The sequence below is a fragment of the Pseudomonas sp. CLCA07 genome (genome assembly GCF_053615335.1).
In genome coordinates this window covers 438524-452082 of the sequence record NZ_CM132131.1, presented here as the reverse complement: position 1 = coordinate 452082, position 13559 = coordinate 438524, and the positions used below count along the sequence as shown (strand labels likewise).

Annotated in this window: 12 protein-coding genes; 10 read left to right on the top strand and 2 right to left on the bottom strand. The window is 50.4% G+C overall.

What is annotated here, in order from left to right:
* The first annotated feature begins 4 nt into the window (after nucleotides 1-4).
* The 7 genes from rfbA to ACWGZX_RS02100 all read left to right on the top strand — a co-directional run bounded on the left by rfbA (nucleotide 5) and on the right by ACWGZX_RS02100 (nucleotide 7530).
* Entirely contained in the window at nucleotides 5-874 is an 870-nt protein-coding gene (gene rfbA, locus ACWGZX_RS02130) for a glucose-1-phosphate thymidylyltransferase RfbA (protein WP_452627095.1), read from the top strand.
* A complete protein-coding gene (locus ACWGZX_RS02125) occupies nucleotides 874-1983 on the top strand; it encodes a DegT/DnrJ/EryC1/StrS family aminotransferase (protein ID WP_452627094.1) in 1110 nt (369 codons plus the stop codon). The genes rfbA and ACWGZX_RS02125 overlap by 1 nt, the downstream gene beginning before the upstream one ends.
* A 1-nt stretch (nucleotide 1984) precedes the next feature.
* A complete protein-coding gene (locus ACWGZX_RS02120) occupies nucleotides 1985-2557 on the top strand; it encodes an acyltransferase (RefSeq protein WP_223517277.1) in 573 nt (190 codons plus the stop codon).
* A 107-nt stretch (nucleotides 2558-2664) separates the two neighbouring features.
* Nucleotides 2665-4182: an oligosaccharide flippase family protein gene (locus ACWGZX_RS02115; RefSeq protein ID WP_452627093.1), complete on the top strand. Its 1518-nt coding sequence runs from the start codon at nucleotides 2665-2667 to the stop codon at nucleotides 4180-4182.
* On the top strand, nucleotides 4182-5456 hold the full coding sequence (locus tag ACWGZX_RS02110) for an O-antigen polymerase (protein ID WP_452627092.1): 1275 nt from the start codon (nucleotides 4182-4184) through the stop codon (nucleotides 5454-5456). Before ACWGZX_RS02115 ends, ACWGZX_RS02110 begins: the two co-directional genes overlap by 1 nt.
* 3 nt (nucleotides 5457-5459) lie before the next feature.
* A complete protein-coding gene (locus ACWGZX_RS02105) occupies nucleotides 5460-6407 on the top strand; it encodes a glycosyltransferase (protein ID WP_452627091.1) in 948 nt (315 codons plus the stop codon).
* 235 nt (nucleotides 6408-6642) lie between these two features.
* Nucleotides 6643-7530, top strand: a complete 888-nt coding sequence (locus tag ACWGZX_RS02100; RefSeq protein WP_452627090.1) for an NAD-dependent epimerase/dehydratase family protein — start codon at nucleotides 6643-6645, stop codon at nucleotides 7528-7530.
* Between the two features lie 173 nt (nucleotides 7531-7703).
* Here the strand turns inward: ACWGZX_RS02100 and tnpC are convergent, their stop codons facing one another.
* Both tnpC and tnpB read right to left on the bottom strand, forming a co-directional pair.
* Nucleotides 7704-9257: an IS66 family transposase gene (gene tnpC / locus ACWGZX_RS02095; protein ID WP_452627089.1), complete on the bottom strand. Its 1554-nt coding sequence runs from the start codon at nucleotides 9255-9257 to the stop codon at nucleotides 7704-7706.
* An 86-nt stretch (nucleotides 9258-9343) separates the two neighbouring features.
* Nucleotides 9344-9634, bottom strand: coding sequence for an IS66 family insertion sequence element accessory protein TnpB (gene tnpB, locus ACWGZX_RS02090; protein WP_452627088.1), 291 nt, complete (start codon nucleotides 9632-9634; stop codon nucleotides 9344-9346).
* Between the two features lie 250 nt (nucleotides 9635-9884).
* On the opposite strand from tnpB, the gene ACWGZX_RS02085 reads away from it, so the two are divergent.
* The 3 genes from ACWGZX_RS02085 (at nucleotide 9885) to ACWGZX_RS02075 (ending at nucleotide 13558) form a co-directional block, all read left to right on the top strand.
* On the top strand, nucleotides 9885-11888 hold the full coding sequence (locus ACWGZX_RS02085; RefSeq protein WP_452627087.1) for an aminotransferase class I/II-fold pyridoxal phosphate-dependent enzyme: 2004 nt from the start codon (nucleotides 9885-9887) through the stop codon (nucleotides 11886-11888).
* Between the two features lie 28 nt (nucleotides 11889-11916).
* The gene (locus ACWGZX_RS02080; RefSeq protein ID WP_452627086.1) at nucleotides 11917-12711 is read left to right on the top strand and encodes a transporter substrate-binding domain-containing protein; all 795 of its coding nucleotides are present in this window, start codon (nucleotides 11917-11919) and stop codon (nucleotides 12709-12711) included.
* Between the two features lie 133 nt (nucleotides 12712-12844).
* Nucleotides 12845-13558 (top strand): ABC transporter permease, encoded by a 714-nt coding sequence (locus tag ACWGZX_RS02075; RefSeq protein WP_452627085.1) that lies wholly within the window; start codon nucleotides 12845-12847, stop codon nucleotides 13556-13558.
* The last annotated feature ends 1 nt before the right edge of the window (nucleotide 13559 follow it).

Genomic DNA, 13559 nt, shown 5'->3' with positions numbered 1-13559 from the left:
GTACATGAAAGGCATTATCCTCGCCGGTGGTTCCGGTACCCGGCTCTACCCCATCACCAAGGGCGTGTCCAAACAACTGCTGCCGGTTTATGACAAACCGATGGTTTATTACCCGCTGTCGGTGCTAATGCTCTCGGGTATCCGTGACATTTTGTTAATCAGCACACCAGAAGACATTAGTGGTTTTCAGCGCTTACTTGGGGATGGCAGCGATCTAGGCATCAACCTTAGCTATGCGGTGCAGCCCAAGCCGGATGGCTTGGCCCAAGCCTTCATCATTGGTGAAGAGTTTATTGGCCAGGATAACGTCTGCCTGGTGCTGGGAGACAACATCTTCTACGGCCAAGGTTTTGGTCCCATGCTGCGCGCGGCAGTTGCCCGCAGCAAAGGCGCTACCGTGTTCGGCTACCAGGTCAAGGACCCGGAGCGCTTCGGTGTGGTTGAGTTCGACGAGCACAAGCGCGCCATCTCCATCGAAGAAAAACCGCTCAAACCAAAATCTCACTATGCCGTGACTGGGTTGTATTTTTACGATAACGACGTGATTGATATCGCCAAAAAAGTCAAACCTTCTGCGCGTGGCGAGCTGGAGATTACCAGCATTAATCAGGCGTATATGGAGCGAGGAGACTTGCACGTAGAGTTGCTCGGCCGTGGCTTCGCCTGGCTGGATACTGGTACCCACGAAAGCCTGCTGGAAGCGGCGCATTTCGTGGAAACTATCGAGAAGCGCCAAGGCTACAAGGTAGCCTGCCTGGAAGAGATTGCCTTTAATAATGGTTGGTTGAGCGTGGACAATCTGCGTGGCATTGGCCAGTCTCTGAGCAAGAACGGCTATGGTCAGTATCTATTGTCGTTGGTCGAGGACAAGTAATGAGCGAAAAACCGATTTACGTCACCCAGCCCTACCTGCCGCCGCTGGAAGAGTTCATCCCTTATTTGCAGCAAATTTGGGACAAAAAAATCCTCACCAATGGCGGCCCAATGCATCAGCAGTTGGAGCAGCAGCTATGCGACTACCTCGGTGTCGAGCATATTGCGCTGTTCAATAACGGTACCATTGCGTTGCTCACTGCATTGCAGGCACTGCGCGTAACTGGCGAGGTCATTACTACACCGTATTCATTCGTTGCCACCGCCCACTCACTGCTGTGGAATGGCATCAAGCCAGTATTCGTCGATATCGATCCTCACACCCTTAACCTCGATCCTGCAAAGGTCGAAGCTGCCATTACTCCGCAGACTACCGCCATTATGCCGGTGCATTGCTACGGTAATCCTTGCGACGTCGAGGCTATTCAGAAGATCGCGGACAACTATAACTTACGCGTGATTTACGATGCCGCTCACGCCTTCGGTGTAAAAGATGCCGGAGGCAGCATCTTGCGGCATGGCGATCTGAGTGTGCTGAGCTTTCATGCTACAAAAGTCTTCAATACCTTTGAAGGTGGGGCAATTATTTGTCCAGATGCCAAGACCAAGAAACGTATTGATCAATTGAAGAACTTTGGTTTTGTTGATGAAATCACCGTGGTCGCTCCCGGTATTAACGGGAAAATGAGTGAAATCAATGCAGCGTTTGGCTTATTGCAACTCAAGCATATCGACCAAGTAATTGCCCGTCGGCGCGAAGTTGACAGGATATATCGTGAGGAACTCCAGGGGGTAAACGGTATTCGAATCGTAGAGGGCGGCAGTCAGGCCGCTGCGAACTACTCGTATTTTCCGATTTTAATTGAGTCGGATCACCCTTTAAGTCGTGATGAGTTGTACCAGAAACTTAAAGATAGCAATATTTTTTCACGACGATACTTTTATCCGCTAATCAGCGAATTCCCAATGTATCGGGGCATGTTATCGGCGCAGCGCAACAACCTCCCTGTAGCTAATGAGATCTCCGAGAAGGTTCTTTGCCTGCCAATTTATTCAGATATCACCAGTGATGATCTCGCCCGAATTATCCATGTCGTGAGGGCTGCTTGAGATGGGACTGCTCAGCCGCGAACAAATAGAACAGATGGGGTTCTCCCATGTAGGAGAAAATTCGCGCCTTTCCGACAAAGCCGCCTACTATAATTGCGCAAACATCGTCATTGGAAATAATGTGCGGATCGATGACTTCTGCGTGCTCTCTGCGGGCATCGGTGGTATTGAAATCGGGTGCTATATTCATATTGCTGTATACACTTCGCTCATCGGTGCCGGGAAAATAACTCTGTGCGACTTCAGTAACATCTCATCGAAAGTTGCAATTTATAGTAGTAATGATGACTATAGTGGTTCCAGTATGACCAATCCAATGGTTTCCGAGGAGTTTACCAACATCAATTTCGCAGATGTCACTATTGGCCGTCATGTGATTATTGGCTGTGGCAGCATCGTTCTTCCTGGTGTAACTCTTGCCGAAGGTGTCGCTGTTGGCGCATTGAGTTTGGTCTCTGAAAGTTGTACGGAGTTTGGGATTTACACAGGTGTTCCCGTCCGAAGAATCAAGGAAAGAAAAAGAGACTTGCTGGCATTGGAGCAGGCTTTTTTAAAAAACCAGATATGTATTTAAATCGAATAATATAAGATCTCATACTGCTTTTTTGTTTCGTGACTTTAACTTCCTCATGATATGTGGCGGGTAAAATTCTGTAATTTATTCATGCTAAACTATTAAGGTTGATATCTATCTTGTCTCTGAGGCGTAACATATTTGCAAGCTATATAAGTCAGATTTACGTCACCTTGATAGGCATACTTATTTTGCCTTTGTATATCAAGTATATGGGCGCAGAGGCCTATGGTCTAATTGGCTTCTTCACCATGTTGCAGGCTTGGTTCGGGTTACTTGACATGGGGTTGACGCCTACCATTGCTCGTGAAACCGCACGCTACCATAGCGGTACGATGCCTGCTCTGGCGTATCGTCAGCTTTACCGCGCGCTCAGCCTGATATTCATGCTTGTCGCTGTTTTGGGCGGCGCTGGATTGTATCTACTGTCCGGTTTGGTTGCCACCCGTTGGCTTAATGTAGAAAAACTACCGCTTGATGTAGTGACTCTTTCAGTGCAAATCATGGCAATCAACGTAGCCATGCGTTGGATGTGCGGCCTTTACCGCGGTGTTGTTACCGGCTCCGAGCAGTTGGTATGGTTGAGTGGCTTTAGTGCTTTGGTCGCGACTCTCCGTTTTGTTGTCGTACTGCCGGTAATGTGGTATTTCGGCTTTACGCCTTTTGTTTTCTTTGTTTATCAGCTTTTGGTCGCCCTTATTGAAATCATCGGGCTTGGTTCAAAATGCCAACACCTTTTGCCTGCCAGTGAAACGCTTGGCCAGTCCATCGGTTGGTCATTCAAACCGATCCGGCCGATATTGAAGTTTGCTCTGACCATAGCCTTCACCTCATCGGTGTGGGTGCTGGTCACGCAAAGCGATAAACTGGTGCTCTCTGGCATTTTACCTCTGGAAGAGTATGGTTTTTTCACCTTGGCGGTACTAGTCGCCAGCGGCATCATGGTCATTAGCGGTCCTATTAGCAGCGCCATAATGCCACGCATGGCCAGACTGCACGCAGAAGGTAAAAATGACGAATTGATCCGTGTCTATCGAAATTCAACTCAGTTGGTAAGCATAATCGCCGGCTCCGCAGCTATCACTCTAGCCAGCTGCGCTGAACCACTGCTCTTTGCTTGGACCGGTGATCGGCAGCTGGCCGAAAGTGCCGCTCCCGTCCTTCGCCTTTATGCTGTCGGTAATGGGTTACTCGCAATAGCAGCCTTTTCCTACTACCTGCAATATGCCAAAGGTAATTTACGCTACCACCTCATTGGTAATGCAGGTATGACTGTAATCCTTATTCCAAGCATAGTCTTGGCGGCTACGCATTTCGGCGGGGTTGGAGCAGGTTATGTTTGGCTGGCAACAAATTGTTTTTTTCTATTAGGTTGGGTTGCATTTGTACACTATAAGCTTGAGTCGGGACTACATGGGGTTTGGTTAATTAATGATGTAGTGAAAATAATCGCACCTGGCGTTGGGGTGGCTTTACTGATAGGCGTATTCGGGATTGATCAATCAACAAGCGTTAGAGCTTTAGCTTACGTTATATTTGTGTCGGGGGCTGTTTTTGCGTGCATGGCATTCTGCGCTAAATTTATATGGGGTTTGGATCTTTTTAAAAATTTAGGTGTTAAGTAATGATATTTATCCCGTTTTTTGTTTTTGTTTTGTTATTTGTTATTTACCAGTCAGTAAATAATTTCAGATTCGGCGTTGTTAGTTATTTGATTTTAATATATGTGGCCTCGTCATTTTGCGCAATTATTTTAGACAGTTTTTTTGAGTACTATGATAGTTATAATGTTGAATTGGAGCCGGTACTAATTTTTACATTCGCACTTTCTTTGGTTTTTCTGGGGTTCTTCAGGTTTAGAGATCGTGATTTCTGTTGCATTGAACTGAGTAATTTTAAGTTTCTGAGGGTTTTAGAGTTTTCGCTAATTCCGTTATCACTCTCTGCTTTGGTTTTTTTTACAGTGAGCGCTGTTTCTGCATTGACTGGTGATATTGATGCAAATAGGATTTTGATTTCTGCAGGCGATATTTCATCCCTAGGTCAATTTGGGGTGATTAATTCAATTTTTTCATTGGTTGCAAACTTGTTTTTGTTGAATATCGTTTTTGCTTTTTTGAACTTGTCAGAAGGGTATCCAGGGAGGAGGTCAATAGCGCTGCTGCACCTTGTTTCGAGCACTGCGTATATTTTTTATATTCTATCTTATGCGGGTAGGGATGGGGTTGTTTTTTGGATTATGTCACTTGTGTTCTTGTTTTTATTATTTAGGGGGTTTATGAATCGGGAGAATAAAAAAATTATTTTGATTGGTGCTTTACTTATGATTATTCCAGCACTTATCGTTTTTATGCAGATCTCAGTGTCAAGGTTCGGTGGGGATGGGTCTGCAGCATTGTTGTTTGCTTTGTTTGACTATGCTGGGCAGCAGGTCTTTAATTTTAATGCGCATTACATGATAGACCCTCCAGCAATGCATGGGGCAATCTCATTCGAACCTGTGGTTGAATTAAAGTCGTGGATTTTTGGCGATGTATTTACGCCACTTGATCATAAGGTTTGGTTTCAATATTTTCTCGATCGAGGTGTTATTCCTTGGGTATTTCCAACGTTTATTGGTTCTTTTTTACATGATTTCGGAAAACTTGGAATGTTGTTAGCGGCTTTTTTTATGTTTCTACTAGCGAGAGTCACTTTGCTTTGCATTAAAAGAACCAAGACTTTTCCATTTTCTAATTTTCTGTTGTTTATTCTGGTTTTTCAGATTGTATCTTGGGGGGTTTTTTATTATAGACAGTACTCGGCGTTTTACTATCTAGTAGCTATGTTCTTGCTGTTTATGGTATTCAAGTTTTCTGGTGGGGCTAAAAGTGTTCATATTTATAAAGTGGAGGGTTAGGTTTTGGAGTATTGCAAGCCAGTTGTAAGTGTTGTATGTGTTACATATAATCATGAATTATATATTGCTTCGGCAATAGAGTCTTTTCTGTCTCAGAAGGCCGATTTTGAATATGAAATTGTCGTACATGATGATTCTTCGACTGATAAGACTGGTGAAGTGGTTTGTGCATTATGTCTAAAATATCCAGGTAGAATAAAATATATTCGACAGCCAAAAAATATGTATTCGCAAGGTGTGAAAATTTTTGACCTTGCATTTTCATACGCGTCTGGCGAATTTATTGCTGTATGCGAAGGCGACGATTTCTGGAATGATGATAAGAAACTGCAAAAGCAGTTTGACTATATGCGCGAAAATCCAAAATGTGGAGCAGTGTTCAGCGATACTGATATTCTTATCCAGGAGACAGGTCGAACTATAATTGCGCATGATGCTTCCAGAGGCTTCTCGCCGCCTACCGGTGATGTAAAAAAAAGTCTGTTAAGGGGGAATCCTTACAAGACCTGCACAGTAATGCTTAAAGCCGAGGCTGTTTTTGGTTATGCCAAACATGCAAAAATAACCAATGCCAAAATGGAAGACTATGTGGCTTGGCTGTATGTTGCTGGTCGATATGATTTTGGATATATACCTGAGGTATTAGCAACTTATCGAATTTTGCCTGTTAGCGCATCGCATTTTTCTACCGATGCGGGGAGGGTTGGTTTTGATAGAAATACGTATAAAGTTGCTGTTTATTTTAATAATTTTTATGGTGAAATAATTGATGGCGCCTTAATCAAGGTGGGCTACTCTTACTCACTGTTTTGTTTTTTCTTACGTGCGGGTAAACCGATCATTGCATTCAGGTATTTTAATTGCTCTTTTGAGTTCTTTAAGCTTTTGTTTTCTGGCGGTAGGCGCAGTATTATGAATGTGCGGAAGTTAGTTGCTTTTTGGAAGAGATAGATTTACTGTAAATGCATCTGGTCTTTATGTTGCTGCTGGGGCTGTAGTTTTTCTGGAAGCTTCATGTTGTCAAAATAATTATCCGGTTTGATATTTTATTTTTACGTTAAGGATTCGGTTGATTGAGGTAAGTATCAGAGCGATAGCGGAATGCGTAATGGTTTTATTTTAATTGTATTGAAATCAAATTAACTAATAAGATGTTTGATAATTTATGTCTAGAGCTATAGCGTGTGTGACTGGCGGAACCGGCATGGTTGGCCGAAGAATTGTAAGTGCGCTAGTAGAAATTGGCTATGACGTCAGAGTTTTGAGTCGTCAATATCATGCAGATGAGCCTAATGTAACGCACTACAAAGGTGATGTGAGTGATGAGTCAATGCTTGTCAAGTTCATTGCTGGTGCTGAATCGGTTTTTCACTGTGCTGCTGAGCTAAATATACCTTCAGCTATGTGGCAGGCGAACGTGATTGGCACGGAGCAGATTTTGAAGGCGTGCCGCGCTGAAAAAATTAAATACTTCTGTTATATGAGTAGTGCTGGTGTTGTTGGCAGAACCAATCAAAAAATTGTCACTGAAGACACGCTATGTCATCCGCAGGATGATTATGAGCATAGCAAGTTGGCTGCGGAAAAACTTGTTAAACAAGGTATTAACGGCGCCAGCGTTGTCATTCTTCGTCCTACTAATGTGATTGATTCGGATCGGCCGGGAGCACTAGGTCTAGCAATAAACGCTAATATTATAAGCCGTCTAAAGCTATTTATAAAAGGTGCCGAGTGTGCGCATATTGTTCATGCGGATGATGTAGCGGCTGCTGCTGTTTTTTTTATGGGCAAAGATTTTTTATCTCCTGAGTGCTTTTTTGTTTCATGTGATCATGAACCGCTTAATACGTATGCTGGTTTATGGGCGCTTTATCAAGCTGCTAAAGCAGGCTTGCCGGCTGGAAAACTTAATTTTCCATTGTGCCTGCCTATATTCGTGCCATATCTCGTGCGAAAAATGTTTAGAGGCACTGGAAATAAGGGCGATGTGAGATACTCATCGGATAAATTAATTTCGTATGGATTTTATTTTAGCTATGGATTGACAGAGATCGTTCGGCGTTTTGCAAGGTAGTTGTTGCGTCAGCCGTGTTTTTTATGCCGCCATTTTCAGTGCCGGCTGTCATCGTCCTCCTGACCCGCCGTTAATGGGGGAATCGCCAGGCTCCTGTCATCCTGCAGCATTTCACCCCAAGTTCGTTTGTATCCGATCCATAAAGCACACCTAAAGGTAGATGCGCTTTGTGTTTACCGTGACATCTCTGGCAAGCAGTTCCATGGCAATAGTGCTTCGTAGTCCGCCATCGACTGCGCATACGACAACCGCTCCAGTACATGGCGCAGCCACGTATAGGGCTCTTGGCCGTTAACTTTGGCGGTCTCGACCAAGCTATAGATTTGCGCACTGGCCGTCGCACCTTTGGGCGTGTCGCTAAACAACCATGCCTTGCGCCCGATCACAAACGGTTTTATTGCACGCTCCGCCGGGTTGTTGTCGATCGGTAAAAAACCAGCCTCTACGTAACGCTCCAGTCGGCTCCAATTGTTGGCCAGATAATTCACGGCCTTGCCCAGTACGCTTTGCGGTGTCACCTGCGGCTGCGTTTTTTCCAGCCAGCCTTTCAACTGGGCCAGGATCGGTAAGCTCTTTTCCTGACGACCAGTAAAACGCTGTTCATCGCTGGCGTCCTTGAATTCACGCTCGATGCCATACAGCTTGTTGATCATTGTCAGCGCGATATCGGCACGTCCCGTCTTACCCTTGGGCTGCACTTTTTGAGCATCGACGAACTTGCGCCGCGCATGGGCCATGCACGCCAGACGTTCCACGCTCGGCTGCAACGCCAACGCATTATAACCCACGTAATCGTCGGTCATGACATAGCCGCGATAACCTTCCAGCAGGCGCAACGGCACCTCCTGCGCCCGGCTGGAGGTGTAGTCGAACAGCACGACTTTTCGATCCGGCGGGCCACTGGCCTGCACCCACATCCAGGATTGGCTGGTCGGGTCTCGATCCGGTTCTTTAAGTACCTGAACGCGGGTTTCATCGCAGTGGATGACCGGGCTCTCCAGCAACCGGTCGCGCATCAAATTGAGCAGCGGTTGCAAGTGCTCGCCGCACTGGATGATCCAGCGTGCCAAGGTCTGGCGCGGGATATCGATACCGTGTCGGCTCAACACTGTCTCGAAACGATGCAGCGGCAGGCCATCGACGTATTTGGTGGTCAACAGCATCGCCAACACGCTCGGACTGGCCATGCTTTTTTCAATCAACTGAGCGGGTTTGTCAGCTGTGACCGGAGCCGTTTCACAACCGCGGCAACCATAGACTTTGCGGATGTGTTTGATCACCCGGATCTGCATCGGCACGATGTCCAGTTGCTCGCTGGTTTCTTCGCCGATGGCGTGTTTGCGGCAACCGCAGGCACAGGTCAGTTCGTGTTCGGGTAGTTCGTGGATGACTTCGATACGCGGCAGATCAGCCGATAGTGGCTTGCGTTTGCCACGGCGCGGAGCTGAAGCAACGACTTCTTCATCGGCATCCTCGACGGCGAGCATCGGCTCGCTTTCGGGCTCGTTGAACAGGGCCAGTTGCGGGGTGTTGGGCTCAACCGTCTGCTCGGATTTACGACCGAATATACGGTCGCGGAACAGCTTGATCTGTTCTTTCAAATCAACGATGTGGGTTTCGTAGGCCTGCTTAACTTCCTGCTCGCGAGCGAAAGCTTCATACGTATCAAGCAGCATTTGCTTGAGAAGCACTGGGTCATCGGGAAGGTCGTCGGGCATGGATGGCATGCCTTGGATCATACCCGTCAGGCGACGAATCTTGGAGTCAAAACCTGATGTGGACGGTTGCGCCAAAGATCAAAACCGTCGAGCAACTAATTCAATTCCTGGACGCTCAGCACGATGGCCTCGTCGCTGGCGTCGGGCGATGTTTTACATCGCTCGGACTCCAGGCGCTTGAGCCAAAGGCAGAAGCCGTTGCGCTCCCAGTAGAGGATTTTCACTCGATTACGGTGGCGATTCAGAAAGACGAAAAGCACCGGGTCGAACATAGCGACTTCGATATCTAGCTCGACCAGGGCAGCGAGACCGTCAATGGATTTTCGAAAATCCACCGGCTTGGGGTACAGATACACTTTTTCCATTTTTGCATCGGGTCGCATCATGACGTGCAGGCTCTAGAAAGAGATCGGGAGCACAGCATCGGGGGATCAACTTGCGACTTTGAATGTGGGGTTCATGGATCCCTTACAATTGAAAAACGTCGCGACTGTCGTGAAAACGACCTGTTTGAGCTGAACGCGAAGCATCGCGACTTTTCTGTTGAACGACTGTTCAGCTTCGACTATGTTGGTGGCCACCTCTCCCGGCTGGTTGCGCGGGCTTGCGTTTCTTCAATTCGAACGAGGCACTGGCATGCGGTTTTCACCCTTTGTTGAGCGGATTTCAGGCGACGGTGTGGCCGCTTGGGATATTCACAATGCAGGCCTTGAAGCCCAGCGCCGTGGCGAGGATGTGATCATTCTCAGCGTCGGTGACCCGGATTTCCCCACCCCCGATTTCATCACCGATGCCGCCATTGAAGCGTTGCGCGATGGCGATACCCACTACACCGAAATCGCCGGCCGCGAGGCCCTTCGCGAAGCCATCGCCACCCGCTACAGCCCCCTGTTCGACCGTGAGGTGCAAGCATCCAACGTGATCGTCGCGGCCGGGGCTCAGAACGCGTTGTTCATCACTTCGATGTGCCTGCTAAACACTGGCGATGAAGTGATCGCCCTGGACCCGATGTACGTGACCTACGAGGCGACGCTCAAGGCCTCCGGTGCAACGCTGGTGCGGGTGCCGTGCTCCGCGGATTCAGGTTTCAGGCTCGATGCCGCCGTGCTGGCGAAGGCCATCACCCCGCGCACCCGGGCCATTTTCTTCTCCAACCCGAACAACCCCACCGGCGTGGTGCTCAACCGCGAAGAGCTGCAAGCCATCGCCGACCTCGCCATCGAACATGACCTGTGGGTGGTGGTTGACGAGGTCTACGAAAGCCTGGCTTTCGAACGCGAACACCTCAGCCTCGCCGCCTTGCCGGGCATGGCCGAGCGCTGCGTGGTGATCGGCAGTCTGTCGAAATCCCATGCCATGACCGGCTGGCGTATTGGCTGGATCGTCGCCAACGAAGCCTTGATCGCTCACGCTGAAACCCTGGTGCTGAGCATGCTGTATGGCTTGCCCGGGTTTGTCATGGAAGCGGCGCTGAAAGCGGTGCAGGCCCACGACGACGTGACTCACGGCATGCGCGACATCTATCGCCGTCGCCGCGATCTGGTGGTCGCGAACCTGTCGGATTGCCCGGGGATTTCAGTGCTCAACCCCGATGCCGGCATGTTCGTGCTGGTGGACGTGCGTGACACCGGGCTGACCTCGCTGGAGTTTGCCTGGCGCCTGCTGCGCGAGGCGCGCGTGTCAGTCCTCGATGCGGCGGCGTTTGGCGAGCCTGCGCAAGGTTTTGTGCGGCTCTCGTTCACCCTGGGTGAAGAACGACTGGCCCAGGCGTGCCAGCGTATTCGCGATTTTGTCCTGGTGCTCAAAGGTGAAGCGCCACGCCCGGTGATCAGCCGCGTCACCAGCCAGGCCACGGTTGCACCGGTCACGGCCAAGACCATGATTGAAGTCGATGGCCTGCATAAACGCTTTGGCAATATCGAAGTGCTCAAAGGCGTGTCCTTGACGGCTCGCGAAGGCGATGTGATTTCGCTGATCGGCGCCAGCGGCTCGGGCAAAAGTACCTTGCTGCGCTGCATCAACATGCTCGAAGTGCCGGACCAGGGGCGCATTCTGGTGGACGGCGAAAGCATCAAGCTCAACCACGACCGCCCCGGCGCGCCGCTGGTGTCCGACGCCAAGCAGTTGGTGCGGATCCGTTCGAGCCTGGGCATGGTGTTTCAGAATTTCAACCTCTGGCCCCATCGCACGGTGCTGGAAAACCTCATCGAAGCGCCGACCCAGGTCCTGCGTGAAAGCCGTGCCGAGGCGACCGAGCGCGCCGAAGCCTTGCTCGAACGCGTGGGGCTGGCGGCCAAGCGCAACGAGTACCCGGCGTTTCTCTCCGGGGGACAGCAACAACGGGTGGCCATCGCCCGGGCCCTGGCCATGCGGCCCAAGGTCATGCTGTTCGATGAACCCACCTCGGCACTCGACCCGGAACTGGTCGGCGAAGTGCTGCGGGTGATCCGCTCCCTCGCGGAAGAAGGCCGGACCATGATCCTGGTGACCCATGAGATGGCCTTTGCCCGCGATGTCTCGTCCAAAGTCGCCTACTTGCACCAAGGGCTGATCGAGGAAACCGGTTCGCCGGATGAAGTGTTCGTACACCCACGCAGCGAACGTTGCCGACAATTCGTCAACGCTCATCAGACTCGCTAATAAATCTAAAAAAAGACGGGGAAAAATCATGGGAAATCGACGTTTGGCAAACTGGTTTACCGGCGCAGCCTGCTTACTGCTGGCCGGGATGTGCGCGGCCCAAGCTCAATCTCAGCCGCAGCCAATCAGGTTCGCGGTCGCAGCCGAACCCTATCCACCGTACACCGAGAAACAGGCCAACGGTGAATGGAAAGGCTTTGAAGTCGACCTGATCCACAAGCTGTGCAGCGAAATGAAAGCCGAATGCGAGATCAAGGAAGTGGCGTGGGACGGCATCATTCCATCGTTGTTGGCGAAGAAGATCGACGTGATTTTTTCCTCGATGTCGGTGACTGAAGAGCGCGAAAAACAGATCGCGTTCAGCAAGGCTTACTACGACTCGGTGATCGCGATTGTCGGGCCCAAGGGCACCTCCGTTAAAAAGTACCCGGACGATCTCAAGGGCAAGATCATCGGCGTGCAGAACTCCACCGTGAGCGCCAGCTATCTGAAGCAGTACTACGAAAAAATCGCTGACGTGAAGTACTACGACACCCAGGATTCGGCCAACGCCGACCTGATTGCCGGTCGTATCGACCTGATGATGGCCGACGGCACCGCCATGGCGGCCTTCGTGCAGACGCCGGATGCGAGCAACCTGGAATACCTCGGCGCGGTGCCTTATGACCCGATTTTCGGCAAAGGTGTGGGTGCCGGTCTGCGCAAGGACGACACCGAACTCAAGGCCAAACTAGACAAGGCGATCCAGGGCCTGCTGGCGAGCAAGGACTATGACGACCTGTCCCAACACTACTTCGGTACCAGCGTGAAACCAGCGTTCTGACCGAGCACCAATCCCTGTAGGAGCCTGGCTTGCCCGCGATGGCGTCTTTGAAACCGCCGAAAAGCATCGCGGGCAAGCCACGCTCCCACAAGTGATTTGCGTCAGGCAGTGATTGCGCTAACTGGAGAGTGAAATGCCGGCAATGTTCGAGTTGATCAATTTCAGCGAGCAAGGATGGGGCAGTGCGCTGTTGAAGGGGCTCTGGATGACCCTGCAGATTTCCGCCGGGGCGTTTGTGCTCGGGCTGATGATCGGGCTGGTGGTGGCCTGTCTCAAGCTGAGCGCACCGAAACCGATCGCGGCGCTGATGCGCAGCTACACCACCTTGTTCCGGGCGGTTCCAGAGTTGTTGCTGATCCTGCTGCTGTACTACGTAGGCTCCATGCTCCTCAATTCGCTGATGGTGCAGATGGGATACGGCACCGTGAATGTCAGCGGTCCGCTGGCGGCGATTGTGGTGCTGGGCCTGGTGCAGGGCGCTTACGCCTCGGAGATCTTTCGGGCAGCGATCCAGGCCATTCCTTTTGGCCAGATCGAGGCGGGCAAGGCGTTTGGCTTGAGCGGGTTCGGCCTGTTCCGGCGGGTCACGCTGCCGATCATGGCGCCTTACGCCATGGCCGGGATGGCCAACCTGTGGATCAACCTAATCAAGGACAGTGCATTGATCAGCGTGGTCGGCACCAACGAGCTGCTGTACACCGCCAAGCAAGGCGCGGGTTCGACGCGTCACTACCTGTTGTTCTACCTCACTGCCGCGGCGATGTATTACGCGGTGACGTTGGTGTCCAACTACCTGTCTGGACGGCTTGAGCGACGCATCCGTCGCTGGATGCCTTTGGCTGAGTGAA

Bases quoted from the DNA above. Each gene is read 5' to 3' on its own strand.
- rfbA (WP_452627095.1), top strand. From the start codon at position 5: ATGAAAGGCATTATCCTCGCCGGTGGTTCCGGTACCCGGCTCTACCCC.
- ACWGZX_RS02125 (WP_452627094.1), top strand. From the start codon at position 874: ATGAGCGAAAAACCGATTTACGTCACCCAGCCCTACCTGCCGCCGCTG.
- ACWGZX_RS02120 (WP_223517277.1), top strand. From the start codon at position 1,985: ATGGGACTGCTCAGCCGCGAACAAATAGAACAGATGGGGTTCTCCCAT.
- ACWGZX_RS02110 (WP_452627092.1), top strand. From the start codon at position 4,182: ATGATATTTATCCCGTTTTTTGTTTTTGTTTTGTTATTTGTTATTTAC.
- tnpC (WP_452627089.1), bottom strand. From the start codon at position 9,257: ATGCCATCCATGCCCGACGACCTTCCCGATGACCCAGTGCTTCTCAAG.
- tnpB (WP_452627088.1), bottom strand. From the start codon at position 9,634: ATGATGCGACCCGATGCAAAAATGGAAAAAGTGTATCTGTACCCCAAG.
- ACWGZX_RS02085 (WP_452627087.1), top strand. From the start codon at position 9,885: ATGCGGTTTTCACCCTTTGTTGAGCGGATTTCAGGCGACGGTGTGGCC.
- ACWGZX_RS02080 (WP_452627086.1), top strand. From the start codon at position 11,917: ATGGGAAATCGACGTTTGGCAAACTGGTTTACCGGCGCAGCCTGCTTA.
- ACWGZX_RS02075 (WP_452627085.1), top strand. From the start codon at position 12,845: ATGCCGGCAATGTTCGAGTTGATCAATTTCAGCGAGCAAGGATGGGGC.